This window comes from Embleya sp. NPDC001921 (genome assembly GCF_053594475.1).
This window is the reverse complement of the sequence record NZ_JBSFEO010000018.1, coordinates 14,077-32,888: the sequence shown is the minus strand read 5'-3', so window position 1 is coordinate 32,888 and position 18,812 is coordinate 14,077. Positions and strand designations below refer to the sequence as shown.

Below are 18,812 nucleotides of genomic sequence, written 5' to 3'. Positions count from 1 at the left end.
GGCATCCCCCGCGGCCGAGGGCCCGAGTCGGCGCCGGCGCCCCGAGCCGGGTCGCGTGGTTGCGGGGCGAACGGGCCCCGGCTCATCCGAGACCCTGTTCGGGCGGCGGTTCGACCGGCCCCCGGGACCAGGGCGCACCGCGCAGGGCGGCTCGCACGAGGTCCGCCATCCGCTGCTGGTCGTGGATCTCCTGCCCGCGACTGCCGGTCTCGTGGCCGCCGCTGAACCAGTCGATGCACACGTCCCCGCCCGCGTCCTGCAGGGCCTTCGCGTAGGCGTACGCCTGCTTGGGCGGAGTACGCGTGTCGTGGGTGGCCTGCATGATCCAAACGGGTGCGCGCACCGCGTCGACGTACGTGATCGGCGAGGAGTGCCGGAAGCGATCCGGGTCGAGGTCGGGGGCGGCTCCGAAGAAGGCCTTCCAGGCCGCGCGCAGGGCCGGGTTCATGTCGTCGTAGGCGGTCACCCAGTCGGCCATCGGGACGAACGCCATGGCCCCCGCGAACAGTTCGGGCAGCCGACCTACGGACAACAGGGAGAGGAAGCCTCCGTAGGAGGCGCCGGTGACGAAGATTCGTCCGGCGTCGGCCACGCCGTCGGCGATCAGTCGCCGAACCGCCGACTCGATGTCCTCCAGCTCCCGGTCGCCGATCGAGCCGATGAAGCCTTCGCGGAACCGGCGGCCGAACGTGACCGAGCCCCGGTAGTTCAACGCCGCGTACGCCACGCCGGAGGCGACCCAGGCCTGTGCCTGCGGGTTGTAGGAATCGACGGAGACCAGGTTCGGGCCGCCGTGCAGGTTCAGCACCAGCGGAAGCGGCCCGTCGGCGTTCGGGGGTCGACACACCCACAGTTGCAGGGGGGTGCCGTCGGTGGAGTGCACGGTGTGCGAGTCGGCGCGGACGCCCGGCGCCCGGGGGGTCGGCGCGTCGGCAGGGAGTACCTCCCCCGTCCGGCGGTCGACGCGCAGCACGGTGAGCGGCTCGTCGTAGCGCTGGCGGAGCAGGCGGATGCTTCCGTCCGCGGCGTAGTGCGAGGCCCACTGGTTCAGGTGGGCCGCGGCCACGTCGGGCTCGAAGTACGCCCCGGCCGGATGCGCGATCGCGGTCAGAGTTCGGCTGTGCAGGTCGAACTCCAGCACGTGGTGCAGGCCTTCGTCGACGTGCACCAGCAGGATCCGGGAGCCGTCGTCGGACCAGTCCAGGGCCACCAGGTCGCCGTCGAGGTGGGGGGCGTCGACGTCGATCCGGCTGCCGTCGGCGGGGTTCCAGACGCACGGGCGGGCGAAACCGGTCCGTTCGGTGGACACGAGCAGGCGACCGTCCCCGTCGACCGGGGAGAACCGTACCGCCCGCACGGGTGCCTTCGGTCCGTCGGTGAGGCGGTCGAGCACCTTTCCGGTGTCGGTCGCGACGACGGTGACGGCGAAGCGGCGCACTCCGGGGTTGTGGTCGGTGGTGTCGATACTGGCGGTCCGCCCGTCGGCGGAGACGAGCCCGTTCCATGCCTCGTGCGCAGAGGTGAAGAGCAGCCTGGGCGCCGGGGTCCGGGAGTTGTGCACGAGCCAGAGGCTGAAGCCGTCGGGGGCGGCGGCGGTGATCACGGTGGCGTCGCCGCGTCGGGCGGTGTCGATGCCCCGGAGCGTGTAGGGCGCGAGGGCGGGGGTCAGGTCGCGGCGTTCGGCACCGTCCAGCGACGTGGCCCACACGTGGCCGACCTCGGAGCCGTTGTCGTCGTGCAGGCTGAGCACCCATTCGCCGTCCGCGCCGAGGATGGCCTCACCGGGGTCGCCGAAACCGGACTCGCCCGGGATCGGCCGGTCGGTGCCTTGCTCCGCGTCCCATCGGGCGAGTGTCTGGCCGTCCTCCGTGTCCCGGACCACCAGGGAGAGATCGCGCTCTCCCCGGCCGCGTCGCATGGACAGGATCCGGTCGGTGGTGAAGAAGCGGTGCCAGGACTCGGTCATGGGGCGGTCCTCTCGGGGGTGGCGCCGGCGTCCGGTTGCGCGAGGACTTCGGCGAAGTGGCAGGCCGTCAGGTGTCCGTCGCCCGTCTCCACCAGGGGCGGGGTCACGTCCGCGCACACCTGCTGCGCCTTCCGGCAGCGCGTGCGGAACCGGCAGCCGGAGGGCGGGTTGAGCGGACTGGGTATGTCGCCCTCCAGCACGATGCGCTTGCGGGTGCGCTGGATGCGCGGGTCGGGAATCGGCACGGCCGACAGCAGCGCCTGGGTATAGGGGTGCCGCGCCGACTCGAACAGCGAGTCCACCGGCGCGTGTTCGACGATCCGGCCGAGGTACATCACGGCCACCTCGTCGCTGATCTGCCGGACCACGGACAGGTCGTGGGCAATGAACAGGTAGGTGAGTCCGAGCTGTTCCTGGAGGTCTTCCAGCAGGTTGACCACGCCGGCCTGGACGCTGACGTCCAGCGCGCTCACCGGTTCGTCCAGGACCAGCAGGTCGGGTTCCACGGCCAGCGCCCGGGCGATCCCGATGCGTTGGCGCTGCCCGCCGGAGAACTGGTGCGGGTAGCGGTGGGCGTGCGCGGCGTCGAGGCCGACCAGGTCCAGCAGTTCGTGTACCCGCTCGCGTTCGCGGCCGGCGTGCAGGCCGTGGATGCGCAGCGGCTCGGCGAGGATCGCCCGCACGCTCATCTGCGGGTTGAGCGAGGAGTAGGGGTCCTGGAAGACGAGTTGTACGCGGCGGCGCAGCTCCGACAGGGTGCGTCGATTCGCGGTGGCGATGTCGGTTCCGTCGAGCAGGACCCGTCCGCCGGCCGGGGTGACCAGCCGGACCAGGCAGCGGCCGAGGGTGCTCTTGCCGCAGCCGGTCTCGCCGACCAGGCCCAGGGTGCGGCCGCGGGCGATGGAGAAGTCCACGCCGGAGACGGCTTGTACGACGGCGGCTTTGCGGCCGCGTCCGGTCCGGTACTCGGCCACCAGCCCCCTGACGTCCACCGTGGTCGTGGTCATCGCGTCACCTTCTCGATCTCGTGGAACCGCACGCAGGCCGTGGTGTGGTTCGTGCCGACGTCCAGGGGCGGTGCGTCGACCTCGCCGCAGACCGCCGGGACGGCGTGCGGGCAGCGGGGCTGGAACGGGCATCCGGCGGGGCGCTCGCTCGGCAGCGGCGGCCGGCCGGGGATCTGCGCCAGTCGTGCCGCGCGCCGGTCGATGCGCGGCAGGGCGCCCAGGAGTCCGGTCGTGTACGGGTGGGCGGGCTGGTGGAACAACGCGTCGACCGGGCTCTCCTCGAGCTTGCGTCCGCAGTACATGACCATGACGCGCTCGGCGATGCCGGCGACCACGCCCAGGTCGTGGGTGATCAGCAGGACCGAGGTGTGGGTGCGGTCCTGGACCCGTTCGATCACGTCCAGGACCTGTGCCTGCACGGTCACGTCCAGGGCGGTGGTCGGCTCGTCGGCGATCAGCAGGGCGGGGTCGTTGGCGATGCCCATCGCGATCATCACGCGCTGACGCATGCCGCCGGAGAGCTCGTGCGGGTACCGGTCGGCGCGGTCCCGCGGGGAGGCGATGCCGACCAGGTCCAGGAGGTCGACGGTGCGCTCGCGCAGGGCCTCGCGCCCGTGGCTCGCGTCGTGCACGCTGATGGCCTCGGCCACCTGCGCCCCGACGGTCATCATCGGGTTGAGCGCGGCGAGCGCGTCCTGGAAGACCACCGCGATCTGTTTGCCGCGGATCGTGCGCAGTTCCCGGTCGGAGAGGTGCAGGAGTTCGCGTCCGCGGAAGAGCACCGATCCCTCGGCGGTCGCGTTGCGCGGGAGCAGGCCCATGATCGCCATGGTGGCGGCGCTCTTGCCGGAGCCCGATTCGCCGACGATGCCCAGGGTTTCGCCGGGGGCCACGTCGAAGGACAGGCGTTCGACCGCGGTCACGGGGCCGGAGTCGGTGCGGTAGGTGACGGTGAGGTCGCGCACGGACAGCACGGGGGACGTGTCGGTGCTCATCATTGCCTTCCTTGCGGGTCGAAGGCGTCGCGCAGGCCGTCGCCGACGAAGTTCACGGCCAGCACGGTGATCAGGATCGCCAGGCCCGGTACGTACAGCAGGTAGGCCTGCGAGGTGCCGATCAGCCCGGCGGCCTGGCTGAGCATGTTGCCCCAGCTCGACTGGGGCGGCTGGATGCCGAACCCGAGGAAGCTGGTGGTGGATTCGAGAATGATGGCGGAGGCGACCGCCAGGGACACGTTGACCGCGATGACGCCGGTCAGGTTGGGCAGCAGGTGGCGCACGACGATCCGCGGGTTCGAGGCGCCGATCACCCGGGCGGCCTGGATGAACTCCTTGTTGCGCAGCGTGAGTACCTGCGAGCGCACCACGCGGGCGATCATGGTCCAGCCCAGCGCGGACAGGACCAGGACGATGGTCACCGGTGAGGGGCCCAGCGCCTCCAGGGCCAGGGCCAGGACGGCGATGGCGGGCACGATCAGGAACAGGTCGGTCACCCGCATGATCACCTCGTCGGCCCAGCCGTTGGCGAATCCGGCGATCGCCCCGACGGCGGTGCCGACGACGGTGGACAGCAGCGCGACGCAGATGCCGATCGCCAGCGAGACCTGACCGGCGAACAGCAGTTCGCTGAGGTAGTCGCGGCCCAGCGAGTCCGTGCCCAACCAGTGTTCCGAGGAGGGCTGTTGGGCACCCGGCAGAAGGTCTTGTCGGTTGTGCGGGTAGGGGGCGATCCAGCGTGCGCCGAAGCAGGAGATCGCCAGTGCGGTCAGGATCAGCAGGCCCACGACGGCCAGTCGGTGGCGCAGGAATCGTTCCAGCACCAACCGGTGCCGGGGCTTGTCCCCGGCCGGTGCGGTCTTGGCCGGGGTGGGCGACGGCGCGGTCGGGGGCGCGGATTCGGCGGTCCGGAATGCGGCGGAGTCGGTCATCGCAGGGCCACCCTCGGGTCCAGAAGCGCGTAGGCCGCGTCCGCCAGCAGGTTGAAGAGGATCACGGCGACGGCCACCACGAGCATCCACGGGATCAGCACGAACACGTCGCCGGCCAGGATCGAGCTCAGGAAGAGCCGCCCCATGCCGGGGATCGCGTAGATCTGTTCGGTGACGACCAGGCCGCCGACCAGGGCGGCGGCGTCGAGCGCCACGACGGTGACGAACGGGGCGAGCGCGTTGCGCAGGGCGTGCCGGAACAGGATGCGGCGGCGCGGCACGCCCTTGGCCCGGGCGGTGCGCACGTAGTCGCTCGAGAGGGCCTCCAGCATCGAGGCCCGACTGAACCTGGACCAACTCGCCACCAGGCCGATGGTCAGCGTGACCACGGGGAGGGCCAGGTGGCGGAAGTAGTCCGGGTTGATGCCGGTGCGGCCGACCGAGTGCAGGCCGACGAAGTACAGCGGGGGTTCACTCAGGCCGAACTGCTGCCTGGGCCACACCGCCAGGACTTGGATCAGGACCAGGCCGAGCCAGAAGGCGGGCATCGCGATGCCCACGTAGGAGAGTCCGGTGAGCAGGTAGTCCCCGGCCGAGTACTGGCGGGCCGCCGAGTAGACCCCGATGCCCAGGGCGATCACGGAGGCGAACAGCACGCCCCAGAACATCAGTTGCACGGTGACTTCGAGCGCGGACCCGATCATCGGCAGCACCGACCCGCCGGTCCTGGTGCTGGTGCCCCAGTCCCCGGTGACGAAGGCCTTCATCCACAGCAGGTACTGCTCGGGCACGGATCGGTCCAGTCCGAGCAGTTCGGTCTGTCGGCGCACGGCGCCGGGGTCGGTCGACTGGCGCAGCTTGGCGAGCGGGTCGAAGGTGGCGCGGACCGCCCAGAACAGGATGAAGGAGGCGATCACCATCACGGGCAGCGAGTACGCCAGCCGGCGCACGGTGTATCTCAGCATGAGGTGTCCTCGGCGAGGAGTCGGGCGCCGGTCATTTCGCCAGTCCCCATTGGGCGAGGTTCCAGAACGGGCCCCGGACGGGGTTGATGCTGATCGGGCCGGCGACGTTCTTGGCGGTCAGCAGGATGTTGGGAACCGCCCCCAGGGGCAGCGACGGTACGGATTCGGCGAGCAGCTTCTCCGTCTGCCGGGACGCCTGCAGCCGGGAGGTCTGCTCGACGTCGGTGCCGACTCGGCCGAGCAGCGCGTCCAGACCGGGGAGGTTCGCGCGGATGAAGTTGATGCCCGAATCGCCGTTGGCGGAGCTGGGGATCGACGTCGAGGCGAAGGTGGCGTCCAGGGTGGGCTCGGGGAAGGTGTCGGTCAGCGTCCACAACCCCAGTTGGAAGTCCCCGGCCGGGGCGACCTTGCCGAACAGGTTCGCCGCGCTGGTGTTCTTGATGGTCATCTTGAACCCGGCCTGCCGCAGTTGCGACTGCAGTATCTGCTCGGTGAGTTCGCGGCTCTGGTTGCCCGCGAGGGAGACGATCGTGAACTGCGCGGCGCGGCCGTCCTTGGACCAGACGCCCTCACCGTTCTTGGCCCACCCGGCGGCCGTCATGATCTCGCGCACCTTGTTCACGTCGCGTCGGTAGACGGCGAAGTCGTCGGCCGCGAACGCGGACACCAGGGGTGACAGGAAGCTCTGTGCGGGTGCGCCCACGCCCAGCGAGCCGAAGAGCTTGCGCACGATGGCTTCACGATCGACCGAGTAGGCGAACGCCTGGCGGACCGCGGCGGAGTCGAACGGGAACGCCGCGTTGTTCATCCACAGTGCCTGGAGGTTCCCGGTTCGGGTCTCCACCTGCATGTTGGCGCTGCCGCCGAGCGAGTTGATCTGGGAGAGCACGTCGAGTTGCGGCGTGGGGTACAGGGCGTCGAGCTGGCCGCTGGCGAACGCCTGGAACTCGGCGGCGGTGTCGGTGGTGAACTGGAACGTCACCTTGTCCAGGTGCGGTTTCGGGCCCCAGTAGCGCTCGTTGGGCACCAGGGTGACGGAGGTGCCCCTGACCCAGGAGGCGATCTTCCAGGCGCCGCCGCTGAACGTGTAGCCGTTCTTCATCAGCGCGTTGCGGTCCTTGCCCTCGAGCAGGTGCGCCGGCAGCACCCCGTACTCGGCGCCGAACAACTGCCGCCAGTTGGCGTAGGGAGACTTGAGCGCGACCACCGCGGTCCGCGCGTCCGGTGTGTCGATCGAGTCGATCAGGTCGTAGCCGTTCCGGCTGAAGATGTCCTTGCCGTCGCGGATCTGCAGCGCGGTGTACTTCAGGTCGGCCGAGGTGATCGGCGCCCCGTCGGACCAGACCGCGGCCGGGTTGAGCCGGTAGGTGATCGTCTGCCGCCCCTCCGCCACCGCGGTGGTGGGCGTCTCGGCCATCAGGTCGGACGCGACCGGGACCCAGTCCCGCCCCTGCTGTACGACGGTGAAGACCTGCGGGATCGTCTGGGCCTGCATGAGGTAGGTGCCCCAGATGGACCCGGCGCAGGTGGCGATCCAGTCCGCGCAGTCCGGTTCCTGCTCCGCGCCGATGACCAGGCTCCCGCCCTGCTTGACCGGGACGTCGGGAATGGAGTTCGTCCCCGGTGCGAGCGCGGGCGCGCCCGACGTGCATCCGGTGGCCACGAGAACCGCGAGTGCCGCCAGAGCGCTTCCGACCGGAGTTCGAAGCCGTCCGGCTCTTCGCGGCCGGCGCTCGTTTCGTACATGAATCATGGTGTTCGACCTTCCCTGTACGGGATGTCCCCGGGACTCGGTGATCAAGGGTAAGGAGACGTCAATCGCTTAGCAATACACATAGGCTAGAAGCTAGCCAATGAGATTGACTTGAAATGTGGCCATGCCTCCGGCAGGCTCGATACCACGGGCGCCCATCGGCGCCGACTCCCCAGGAAGGACCCGCATGACCGCCCCGAAAGCCGAGGACACGTCCGCCGCGCCACCCGAGAGCACGGGTCCCGCGCGCCGGCGGCTCCCCCGCGACACGCTGAGCCGCCAGGTCATCCTGGACGCCGCCGAGCGGGTCGCCGCGCGGGACGGGCTCGACTCGTTCACGTTCCAGTCCCTCGCCAAGGAGGTGAACGCCCACCCGACCTCGCTCTACCGGCACTTCCGCGACAAGGACCAGTTGGTCCGCGAGTTGATCGACGACCTCAGGGCCCGCTCCTACGGGGGGCTGCTCAAGGCCACCGACTCCTGGCGCGAGGACCTGCGCACATCGGCCCGCTACATCCACGAGCACTACCTGCGCTACCCGCAGTTCGCCGTGCAGATGGCGGCCCGCACCACCCGCAGGCCCACCGAGTTCGCCAACGTGGAGTTCGCCCTGGACGCGCTGCTGCGGGCCGGCCTGGACGAGGCGGACGCGGCCAAGTACCTGCGCGTGTTCGGCAATGTCATCCGCTCGTTGTCCAGCATGGAGGCGGGCATGCTGGCCCTGGACCCGGAGACCCGGGACGGCGACACGCTGGCCTGGCAGTTGGAGTACCGCAGGCTGCCGGCCGAGCAGTACCCGCGGATCGCCGCGATGAAGGGAGAGCTCCTGGACATCGGCGACCCGACCGTCTTCGACACCGCCGTGGACCTGTTCCTCGACGCCATCGAGGCCCGCGCCGAACAGGCCCGCAGGCACAGGTCCGCGCCGACGGAGAAGTGAGCGGCTCCGCCGTCGGACCCTTCACCGGATCCGGTCACCTGATCCGCGTCACCTGATCCGCGTCGCCTGATCGGCCGGCGTCATCGAACCCGCGCCGTCGAACCCGCGTCACCGGAACCGCGCCGTCAAATCCCCGTCACGGGATCGACACAGCGGCGGCTCCCTCCCGCAGCAGCCCGGCCACCAGGATCGCGCGCTCCGGAAGGGAGCCCAGGTCCAACCACTCGTGCCGGGCGTGCGCCCCGCCGCCCGCGGGGCCGAGCCCGTCCAGGGTGGGGATGCCCAGCGCGGCGGTGAAGTTGCCGTCGGAGCCGCCGCCGACCCAGGCCTCCACGACCGCGCCCAGACCCTGCTCCCGGGCCAGTCGCCGCGCGGCCAGCAGGAGGCCCCGGGACATGTCGCGTTCCAACGGGGGCCGGTTGATACCCCCCGCCAATTCGACGCCGGCCCCCGGCAGCCGGGAGCACAGCACGTTCAGCGCGTCCTCGACCCGCTCCAACTCCTCCCGCTCCCAGGCCCGTACGTCGACATCGACGTAGCCCGACTCGGGCACGGTGTTGGTCGTGGTACCGGCCCGGCCGACGGTGGGGGTGACCGTCGTACCGCGACCGGTGTCCCCGAGCCCGCTGATCGCGAGCACCTGGTGCGCCAGTTCCACCAGGGCGTTCACGCCGAGCTCGGGCTCCAGCCCGGCGTGGGCCGCGCGTCCGCGCACGCCCAGCCGGTACATGGCCACACCCTTGCGGGCGGTCTTGACCGCCCCGTCCCGGCTGGGCTCCAGCACCAGCACCGCGCGGCAGCCGCCGGCCGCCTCCTCGATCAACGCGCGTGACGTGGGCGACCCGCGCTCCTCGTCACCGGTGACCAGCATCCGCACGTCGTCGGCGCCGCCGGTCAGCTCCAGCGCGTCCAGCGCGGTCACCAGGCCCGCCTTCATGTCGAACACCCCCGGCCCGGTCGCTCGGCCCTCCGCCACGGTGAACGGGCGCTCGGCGAGCGTGCCGAGCGGCCAGACCGTGTCGGCGTGCCCGAGCAACAACACCGGAGCGGTGGCCGGGTCGCGCACCCGCTCGTGCACGTACAGGTGCGGCACCCCGTCGACGACCACCCGTTCGGGCTCGCCCAACAGGCCGCCCGACCACGAGGCCAGCAATTCGTACAGCGGGTCCAGCCCCGGCACGTGGCCGGACGGCGTCTCCAGGTCGACCAGTTGTCGCAGTCGGGACAGGGATCGGTCGGTGTCGACCTGGTGGGTGGTGTTCAACGGGGCTCTCCCGGTTCGACATTGCGACAGAACGAGATCAGGGCGTGCGCCACCGCGTCGGGCGCCTCCTCGCACAGGTAGTGGTCGGCGTGCACGGACACCGCGTCGACCCGCCGCGCGTAGGACTTCCAGATTCGGGCCACGTCGAAGTTGCGTCCCACATAGCTCCCGGTCCCCCACAGCGCGAGCAGCGGGGCTTCGATCAGGCGGCCCCGCTCGCGGTCCCATCGGTCGTGCACCAGGTCGACGCCGGCCGCGGCCCGGTAGTCGGCGCACGAGGCGCGCACCGTGGCCGGGTCGAAGCAGCGCTCGTACTCGGCCATCGCGGCCTCGTCGATGTCCGCTCCGCCGGCGTTGCGACCGACGAACCGACTGCGCAGCCAGGCTCGGGTGTCCGCCAGGATCAGCCGCTCGGGCAGGTCGAAGGGCCGCGCGAGAAAGAACCAGTGGAAGTACTCGGACGCCATCGCCCGGTCCACGTTCTCGAACATGTGCAGTGTCGGCACGATGTCCAGGACCGCCACGGACCGCACCCGCTCGGGGTGGTCCAACGCCATCCGGTGCGCGACGCGCGCGCCCCGGTCGTGGCCGACGACCGCGAAGCGCGGGAGGCCCAGCGACTCCATGAGCGACACCTGGTCTGCCGCCATGGCCCGCTTCCCGTAGGGGTCGTGGGAGGGGGTGTCGCCGGGTTTGTCGCTGTCGCCGTAGCCGCGCAGGTCGGCCAGGACGACGGTGTGCCCCGCCGCGACCAGTTCCGGGGCGACCCGGTGCCACATGGCCGACGTCTGCGGGTAGCCGTGGAGCAGCAGGATCGGCGGACCCTCGCCCCCGACGAACGCGTTGATCCGGACACCGTCGCGGGCGGATTCCACCCGCCGCAGACCGGGCAGCAGGCGCGCGTTCATCCGACCGCCCCGGTCCCGCGCAGCTCCTCGATGAAGGCGTCGCACACCTGGTCCGTCGACAGCTTGCCGCCGAGGTCGGGGGTGACCGAGCCGGCCGCGACGACCCGGCCCATCGCCTCGACCAGTCGTGCGGCCGCCGCCGCTTCGCCGAGGTGCTCCAGCATCAGGGCGGCGGACCAGATCTGGCCGATCGGGTCGGCCGATCCGGTGCCGACGATGTCCGGCGCGGAGCCGTGGATCGGCTCGAACATCGAGGGTCCGCGCCGGGTGGGGTCGATGTTGCCGCAGGGGGCGACGCCGATGCTCCCGGCCAGGGCGGCGGTCAGGTCGCTGAGGATGTCGCCGAAGAGGTTGGAGGCCACGATCACGTCGAAGCGCGTGGGGTCCAGGACGAGCAGCGCGGCCAACGCGTCGACGTGGTACGCCGTCAGCTCGACGTCGGGGAAGTCGGCGGCGACCTCGGCCACCACCTCGTCCCAGAACGGCATCGTGTGCACGATCCCGTTCGACTTGGTGGCCGAGGCCACCCGGCCCGAGCGGGTACGGGCGAGCTCGAAGGCGTAGCGGGCGATCCGCTCGACGCCCAGTCGCGTGAAGACCGACTCCTGCACCGCCAGTTCGTGCGGCCGGCCCCGATACAGCCGTCCGCCGACCTCGCCGTACTCGCCCTCGGTGTTCTCCCGCACCACCACCAGGTCGAAGGGGCGCTCGTCGCGCAGCGGCCCGCGGACCCCGGGCAGCGAGCGCACCGGTCGCAGCGAGACGAACTGGTCGAACTCCCGCCTGATCGGGATCAGCAGCCCCCACAACGACACGTGGTCGGGAACCTCCGGCGTGCCGACCGCGCCGAGCAGGATCGCGTCCGCTTCGCGCAGTCGTTCGATGCCGTCCGCCGGCATCATCGCGCCGGTCTCGGCGTGGAACGCGCAACCCCAGGGGTGCTCGGTCCAGGCCAGTTCGATTCCGTGTGTCGCGGACAGTACGTCGAGGACCCGCCGAGCGGCCGGCACGGTCTCTCGACCGATGCCGTCGCCGGGGATCGCCGCGATCCGATACGTGCGCATCCGAAATCCCTTCGCCACTAGCAACGCTCATAGCCTAGGAGATAGCCACGATGAATTGCTAGAGACCGGCGCGTGCCGCTTTCCTCGGCGAAGACCTGGGCGTTCGCACCGGGCCGACCTCCGGGCGACCCCCGCGCCGAACCCCTGGCCGAGCTTTGGGCGACCCCGCGCCCAACCCCGAGCCGACCCTCCGGGCAACCCCCGGCCCGGCCCCCAGCCGACCTCCTCCCGGCCGCACCTTCGACCCGCACCACCGAGCCCCTCACCCGATCGCACGCGCCCGAACGAAGGTGGCGCGGCGCGACGGCGATCGTCCGGCGCGTCCCCCACCCGTCCGTCCCCGCGCGCCCACCCCCGCGCGAACCCTCCCCCGGGCCGGCGGGGCGACAAGGGTTTTCCCCGATTCGCGCTCCGGGGTCGGATGATTACCCTTTGGTAGCGGTCCCCTCGCTCTCCGGTACCGCGGTGCCGAGCACGTCCCCCGTACCGAATCGCCTCCGGCGTGCGCCATCGCCCGCCGGGCGATCCGCCCGAACGGCCCGTCGTCGGCCTCCCACCGACGGCGTCCGTCGACACACGACGCAATCCCTCCGGCATCGGAGCGCTCCGATGCCGCCACGAGGAGGTACACGTGTGAAACGCAAACGCCTGTCCGTCCTGACGGCTGCCTTCACCGTCGCGCTCGCGATGGTCGCGGTCAACCCGAACCCCGCCGTCGGCGAGAAGGCACCGTCGTCCGCGGATGCCACGACGTCGGCCGAGTACAGCGTCATCGGCGTGCGAACCACCCAACAGCGCAGCGCCATCGCCGCGACGGGCGCGGCCGTCAACGGTGTCGAGGACAGCCGGCTGTCGATCACCGCGACCCCGGAGGAGGTCCGGCGGATCAGGGCGCTCGGCTTCACCGTGAACGCGGAGGCCCCGCCCGCCCCCGGCGGCCGGATCAACCGGGACTTCCCGCCCGCGGACTCCGGTTACCACAACTACGCGGAGATGGTCACCGAGATCGACAAGGCGGTCGCCAACCACCCGACGCTGATCACGAAGCAGGTGATCGGGCGCTCCTACGAGGGCCGCGACCTGTACGTGCTGAAGATCTCGGACAACGTGACGGTCGACGAGGCCGAACCGGAGGTGTTGTTCACCCACCACCAACACGCCCGGGAGCACCTGACCGTCGAAATGGCGCTCTACCTGGTCAAGTTGCTTGGCGACGGCTATGCGACCGATCCGCGGATCAAGGCGCTGGTGGACAGCCGCGAGATCTGGATCATGCCCGATGTCAACCCGGACGGAGGCGAGTTCGACATCGCCACCGGTTCGTATAGAAGCTGGCGCAAGAACCGGCAGCCCAACTCCGGTTCGAGCAACGTCGGTACCGACCTCAACCGCAACTGGCCCTACAAGTGGGGCTGTTGCGGCGGATCCTCGGGCAGCACGGGCAGTGAGACCTACCGCGGGCCCAGGGCCGAGTCCGCGCCCGAGGTCAAGGCCGTGACCGACTGGGTGAAGGGCCGCGTCGTCGGCGGAAAGCAGCAGGTGACCGCCGCGATCGACTTCCACACCTACAGCGAACTGGTGTTGTGGCCGTTCGGTTGGACGTACGACGAGGTCGTGCCGGGCATGACCGCCGACGAGTACAACACGTTCGCCACCATCGGCCGGGCCATGGCGGCGACCAACCGATACACCCCCGAGCAGTCGTCCGATCTCTACATCACGGACGGCTCGATCGACGACTGGCTGTGGGGCGATCAACGGATCTACGCCTACACGTTCGAGATGTATCCCGCGTCGGGCAACGGTGGCTTCTATCCGCCCGACGAGGTCATCGATCGCGAGACGTCCCGGAACAAGGCCGCCGTCCTGCATCTGCTCGACTACGCGGACTGTCCCCCACGCGCCATCGGCAAGACCTGCGGCGGGGAGCCGCCCGGCACGACGTTCGAGAACACCAACGACGTGGCCATCCCCGACAACGGCGCGGCCGTCTTCAGCGACATCGCCGTCACCGGTGTACCGGGCAACGCGCCCGCCGGCCTCAAGGTCGGCGTCGACATCAAGCACACCTGGCGCGGCGACCTGACCATCGACCTCGTCGCACCGGACAACTCCGTCTACCGGCTCAAGAACTCCAGTGCCAACGACTCCGCGGACAACGTCATCACCACCTACACCGTCGACGTCTCCGGCGAAGTCGCCAACGGCACCTGGCGGTTGAAGGTGCAAGACGTCGCCTCCGCCGACACCGGCAAAATCGACTCCTGGAAGGTCACCTTCTGAGCGGGAATCCCGGCGATGGCCCGTTCGCGTGACCTCGGCCCGGCCCGATTCCCCATCGGGCCGGGCCGGACCGCGTCCGGGGCGGCAGTCTCCCACCGACCCGACCCGACCCGACCCGAACCGACCCGAACTCGACCCGACGCGACGCACCACGCGCGACCCGAACGGCCCACACCCACCTACGGGGATTGATGCCGGACATACCCGATGGCTAGGGTTCAGTCCGGAATTCCCCCTCTGCCGGGAGCAGACGATGGCCGACCAGGTGGCCGGCTCCGCCGAAGCCCTCGACCCGCCGTCGGCACCCTTGGTGGGTCGGTCCGCACTGCTCGCCTCCGTCGAGTCGCGGATCGCGGCCGGTGGCAGCGTGGTGCTGACCGGATCGAGCGGCATCGGCAAGACCACCGTGATGGGCGCCGTGTGCGGATCGGCCACGGCCCGCGGCGAGAACGTGCTGCGCACGAGCGGCACCGAGATCGGTCGGCGGGTGCCCTACTCCGGGCTGGCCGCCCTGCTGCACCGGGTTCCGCCCGAACTGCCGGCGGCGCTGGCACCGGCGCAGCGCTCCGTCGTGGGCGACCTGCTCACAGGCGGACACACCCGGATGTGCCCCGAGGCGTTCCCCCGGGGCCGCCCGCCCTGGGAGGGCCGGTTGTCCGGCGCCCGATTCCACGATCTGTGCGGGCGGGCCTGGCGGGAGCTGCTCGAACGCTCTTCCGCGCTCTTCCCGACCCTGGTGGTGGTCGACGACGCGCACTGGCTCGACGCCGCCTCGGCCGACGTCCTCACGCACGCGCTGCACCACCTGGCCGGCCCCGACGTGCGGGCGCTGGTCGCCGGCGGGTGGCCCGAGCGGGGTACGGCCGCGGACGGCGAGGACCTGCCCTGGCCGGCCGCGCCGATCGCGGTCGAGGTGGCCGTACCGCCGCTGCCGGCGGAGGACCTGGTCGAACTCTTCGACCGGCACGGGGTACCCGCGCGCGTCGCGAACAAGCTGCACGCGGATTCCGGCGGCAACCCGTACCTGGCCCTGGCCCTGGCGGGCGGACCCTCGGATCGGGCCCCGCGCCACGGCCGACCGGCGCCGTTGCCGCATCGGGTGCGCGCGCTGATCGGCGAGCGCGTCGCGCGCCTGTCCGCACAGACCCGCGAGACGTTGCTCGTCGCGGCGCTGACCACCCGCCCGACCCTCGAACTGCTGCTGCGCGCGGGCCGCGCGGACGCCGAGTACGACATCCGGGTGGCCGCCGCCACCGGGCTCGTGGTCGACGAGGGTGGGCAGCTCAGGTTCACGCCGCCGGCCGTGGCGGGCGTGCTCGCCGAGTCCGCGCGCGCCGATCATCGCGCGCGGCTGCACTCGGCCCTGGCCACGGTGGTGACCGACGCCGCCGCGCGCGTCCGGCATCGGGCACTCGTGTGCGCCGACCCGAACGCGGAGCTGGCCAGGGAGCTGGAGACGGCCGCGGCCCAGGCCCGCCGACGCGGGTCTCGCCGGCTCGCCGCCGAGCTGTATCTGCTGGCCGCGGAGCGCACCCCCGCCGAATTCGACGGCCGGCGACTGGATCGGCTGGTCGCCGCGGCGGAGGTGGGTGCCACCGCCGGGTTGTCGGAGACCGTGCACCGGGCGGCGGACGCCGTGCTGGCCGCCGACGCGCCGGCCGCGCAGCGCGTGCGCGTGCGCATGGCGTTGATCGACCTCGCCGGCCAAGGGTTGTCGGACATGGACGAGTTGTTCGCCGCGGCCCTGCTCGACGCGGGCGAGGACCCCGCCCTGACCGGGCCGTTGCGGCTGCGCCGCTCGTGGGCGGCGATGGTCGCGGGCGAGCACGAACGCAGCGCCCACCACGCCGACGCGGCGATCGCACTGGCTCGTACGGCCGGCGACCGGGGCACCGAGTCGATGGCGTTGGCCGTGACGGCGATGACCGCGCGGGTCACCGGACGCGCCGACCACCGGCTGCACATGGACCGCGCGCTGGCGCTGCCGGAACCCGAACTCGACGGCCGGTTGCACATGACGCCGCGTTTCGTGGCCGCGCTCTTCGCGGTCTTCGACGACCGGCTCGACGACGCCCGGCACGACCTGCTCGCGATGCTCGCCCGGACCGAGGGCGGCACCGGCGAGGAGATCGTCGCGGTCCTGCGCTCGTTGTCCGAAGTGTCCGCGCGCCTGGGTCGGTGCACGGACGCGCTGCACTTCGCGGACCGGGCGATGCGGATCGCCGAGGATTCCGGGCTGAGCCCGGGGCCGGGCTGGTACAACGGCGCGATCGCCGAACTCGCCGGGGGCAGCGTGGCGCGGGCCGTGGCGTACGCGCAACGCGGTGTGCGCGCCTCGGAGCAGGAGGGCGACTCGATCTTTCTGGAGCGCCATCTGCACGTCCTGGGGCAGGCGCGGTTGCGCGCGGGCGACCTGTGTGGCGGCATCGAGGCGTTGCGGCGGATCGCCGACCCGGCGCGGGGCCGGCGGGTGTCCCCGCCGTCGATGTTGCGCTGGCACGGGGATCTGGCCTCCGCGCTGGCGCTCGGGGGCCGGCTCGACGAGTCGGAGCGGGTGCTCCGGTCGGCCCGGCAGGCACTGGACCCGGCCGAGCGCGGACGGGGCACGACCGCGCACCTCGACCGTGCGGAGGCGGTCCTGTGCGCCGCTCGGGGCGACGTGGGGCGGGCCGTGGAGTTGCTCGACCACGCCACACAGGTCTTCGAGGCCCTGTGCCAGCCGCTGGAGGCGGGCCACTGCCTGTTGGTCCGGGGCCGGATCGAGCGCAGCCGCCGCCGGCACGCCGCCGCGCGTACCGCCGGGGCGCAGGCGTTGGCGCTGTTCACCCGGCACGGCGCACGGCCGTGGATGGAACAGGCTCGTCGTACGCTCGCCGGGCCGCCGGCGGCGGGTGCGCCGCCGACCGGCCCGCCGCGCTCCGACGCCGCCGCGGCGTTCGCGACGCTGACCGCGACCGAGGAGCGGGTGGCGCGGCTGGTCGCGCAGGGGGCGAGCAATCGAGAGGCGGCGGCGGCCCTGTTCCTCAGCGTCAAGACGGTCGAGGCGTCGCTGACCCGCATCTACCGCAAGTTCGCCGTGCGTTCGCGCACCCAGCTCGGCTCGCACCTCCACGACGCGTTGGGCCTGCCGGAACATCCCCGCTGACCGGCCGTTCCGTGCCCCGAGCGGCGGCCCGCCCGACCTCCGGTCGTGCGGGTGCCGCCCCGTTTGCCCCGGTCCTCGGGGAGGTGAACCATGGAGAGAGGATCGCCGTACGCACATCGCACGCACATCGCACGCATTTGGAGCCGGACGATGTCTGGTCCTTTTCAGCAGTTTCCGCTCGACGGGGGCTCGACCGCGGACCTGTATCTGCTTCCCTACGACAAGGACGGCGGGCTGCGCAGTCCCGTCGCCGAGCAGGAGATCAAGGATCGGCTCGCCGGGGTCGGCGACGTCTTCCTGTTCTCCCACGGGTGGAACAACGTCTTCGCGCAGGCCCTCGATCGTTATCGCAGCTTCATCAGCGGGTTCATCGCCCAGCGGCAACAGTTCGGGGTTCCGGTTCCACCGGACTACCGGCCCCTGCTGATCGGCGTGATCTGGCCCTCGACGAGTTTCGTCATGCCGTGGGAGGCGGGCCCGAACATCGCGGCCGATCCGGATCCCGACGGGGCGCAGGCGCGCCAGGTGGAGGAGATGCTCGGCCTGGTCACCGGGTCCCTGGACGCCGCGGCGGACCCGGAGTTCGTCGAGTTGGTGGACGGGCGCTCGACGATCGACTCCGATGCCGCGCTGCGTGCGGCGGAGATCGTGCTCGACGCCCTGCGGTCCGGGCCCGACCCGGACGATGGTTCGCCGCCGCCCACGGCGAAGGAACTGCTCACCGTCTGGGCGGCGTTGGACGGCGCCGGGACCGCGGCCCCGCCCGCCGATCCGGACGACTTCGGCGTCGCGGGTGGTGCCTCGCCGGGTCTGCTCGTCGCCGGTGGCGGTGGTTTCGATCCCCGCAGTCTGTTGCGCACGGCCACCGTGTGGAAGATGAAGGCTCGCGCGGGTGAGGTGGGTGGCAACGGGGTGGGTCCGCTCGTGGCGCACATCCTGCGCGAGAGCGGGGTCCGGCTGCATCTGGTCGGCCATTCCTTCGGCGCGAAGGTGTTGTTGTCCGCGCTCGCGTCCGCCGCCCCGAACCGTCCCGCCCGGTCGATGTTGTTGTTGCAGGCCGCCGTCAACCGCTGGTGCTTCGCGGCGGACGTGGCCGGCACCGGACGCCCCGGCGGCTACCACGCGGTCCCGGAACTGGTGGAAAGGCCGTTGTTGACCACGTTCTCCGCGTTCGACGACCCGCTGACCAAGTTCTTCCATCTCGCGATGCGCGGCAGTCAACTGGGCGAACCGGGCGTCGCCGCGGTCGGCGATCCCGAACTGTACGGTGCGCTGGGCGGGTTCGGCCCGGGCGGGGTGGAGGCAGTCTCCGCCCGCCGACCGGCGGCCGTCCCCGGTGCGGAACGCTACGACCTCGGCGGCGGGTTGCGCGTGATCGCCGTGGACGGCGGGGTCGAGATCAACGGGAAGCCGGCCATCACCGGGCACGGCGAGGTGAGCAACCCGGCCACGTGGTGGGCCATGCACGCGCTGGTACGACCCGACTGAAGTGCGGCACGGGCGCGCCGTGACCCGACGCGCCCGCGACCGGGTCCGTCGCCCCGCGACGGCTCGACGGCCGGGAACCCACGCGGCCCGCGTCGAAGGGAG

General features: G+C 71.6%; 13 protein-coding genes. 4 read left to right on the top strand and 9 right to left on the bottom strand.

The features are described 5' to 3' along the window. Positions 1-82: 82 nt before the first annotated feature. The 6 genes from ACWCPW_RS21730 to ACWCPW_RS21705 are packed head-to-tail and all read right to left on the bottom strand — an operon-like array spanning position 83 to position 7,528. Positions 83-1,966: a prolyl oligopeptidase family serine peptidase gene (locus ACWCPW_RS21730; protein WP_449763234.1), complete on the bottom strand. Its 1,884-nt coding sequence runs from the start codon at positions 1,964-1,966 to the stop codon at positions 83-85. Further along, a complete protein-coding gene (locus tag ACWCPW_RS21725; RefSeq protein ID WP_449763233.1) occupies positions 1,963-2,973 on the bottom strand; it encodes an ABC transporter ATP-binding protein in 1,011 nt (336 codons plus the stop codon). The genes ACWCPW_RS21730 and ACWCPW_RS21725 overlap by 4 nt, the downstream gene beginning before the upstream one ends. Further along, complete coding sequence (locus ACWCPW_RS21720) at positions 2,970-3,968, bottom strand: ABC transporter ATP-binding protein (RefSeq protein WP_449763232.1); 999 nt, start codon at positions 3,966-3,968, stop codon at positions 2,970-2,972. The genes ACWCPW_RS21725 and ACWCPW_RS21720 overlap by 4 nt, the downstream gene beginning before the upstream one ends. Then, complete coding sequence (locus tag ACWCPW_RS21715) at positions 3,968-4,900, bottom strand: ABC transporter permease (protein ID WP_449763231.1); 933 nt, start codon at positions 4,898-4,900, stop codon at positions 3,968-3,970. Before ACWCPW_RS21715 ends, ACWCPW_RS21720 begins: the two co-directional genes overlap by 1 nt. After that, positions 4,897-5,865: an ABC transporter permease gene (locus tag ACWCPW_RS21710; RefSeq protein ID WP_449763230.1), complete on the bottom strand. Its 969-nt coding sequence runs from the start codon at positions 5,863-5,865 to the stop codon at positions 4,897-4,899. The genes ACWCPW_RS21715 and ACWCPW_RS21710 overlap by 4 nt, the downstream gene beginning before the upstream one ends. A gap of 31 nt (positions 5,866-5,896) precedes the next feature. Further along, entirely contained in the window at positions 5,897-7,528 is a 1,632-nt protein-coding gene (locus tag ACWCPW_RS21705; protein ID WP_449763229.1) for a peptide ABC transporter substrate-binding protein, read from the bottom strand. 277 nt (positions 7,529-7,805) lie between these two features. Here ACWCPW_RS21705 and ACWCPW_RS21700 point away from each other — a divergent pair, with 277 nt between their 5' ends. Further along, the gene (locus tag ACWCPW_RS21700; RefSeq protein ID WP_449763228.1) at positions 7,806-8,558 is read left to right on the top strand and encodes a TetR/AcrR family transcriptional regulator; all 753 of its coding nucleotides are present in this window, start codon (positions 7,806-7,808) and stop codon (positions 8,556-8,558) included. 136 nt (positions 8,559-8,694) lie between these two features. On the opposite strand, the gene ACWCPW_RS21695 is transcribed toward ACWCPW_RS21700, so the two are convergent. The 3 genes from ACWCPW_RS21695 to ACWCPW_RS21685 are packed head-to-tail and all read right to left on the bottom strand — an operon-like array spanning position 8,695 to position 11,794. Beyond that, positions 8,695-9,822 (bottom strand): M20 family metallopeptidase, encoded by a 1,128-nt coding sequence (locus tag ACWCPW_RS21695; protein WP_449763227.1) that lies wholly within the window; start codon positions 9,820-9,822, stop codon positions 8,695-8,697. Further along, positions 9,819-10,730, bottom strand: a complete 912-nt coding sequence (locus ACWCPW_RS21690; protein WP_449763226.1) for an alpha/beta fold hydrolase — start codon at positions 10,728-10,730, stop codon at positions 9,819-9,821. Before ACWCPW_RS21690 ends, ACWCPW_RS21695 begins: the two co-directional genes overlap by 4 nt. Further along, positions 10,727-11,794 (bottom strand): tartrate dehydrogenase, encoded by a 1,068-nt coding sequence (locus ACWCPW_RS21685; protein ID WP_449763225.1) that lies wholly within the window; start codon positions 11,792-11,794, stop codon positions 10,727-10,729. Before ACWCPW_RS21685 ends, ACWCPW_RS21690 begins: the two co-directional genes overlap by 4 nt. A 633-nt stretch (positions 11,795-12,427) precedes the next feature. On the opposite strand from ACWCPW_RS21685, the gene ACWCPW_RS21680 reads away from it, so the two are divergent. The 3 genes from ACWCPW_RS21680 (at position 12,428) to ACWCPW_RS21670 (ending at position 18,710) form a co-directional block, all read left to right on the top strand. Continuing rightward, positions 12,428-14,077 (top strand): M14 family metallopeptidase, encoded by a 1,650-nt coding sequence (locus ACWCPW_RS21680; RefSeq protein WP_449763224.1) that lies wholly within the window; start codon positions 12,428-12,430, stop codon positions 14,075-14,077. A gap of 253 nt (positions 14,078-14,330) precedes the next feature. Continuing rightward, on the top strand, positions 14,331-17,222 hold the full coding sequence (locus ACWCPW_RS21675; protein ID WP_449763223.1) for an AAA family ATPase: 2,892 nt from the start codon (positions 14,331-14,333) through the stop codon (positions 17,220-17,222). A gap of 150 nt (positions 17,223-17,372) precedes the next feature. Then, positions 17,373-18,710, top strand: a complete 1,338-nt coding sequence (locus ACWCPW_RS21670; protein ID WP_449763222.1) for a hypothetical protein — start codon at positions 17,373-17,375, stop codon at positions 18,708-18,710. Positions 18,711-18,812 lie beyond the last annotated feature (102 nt).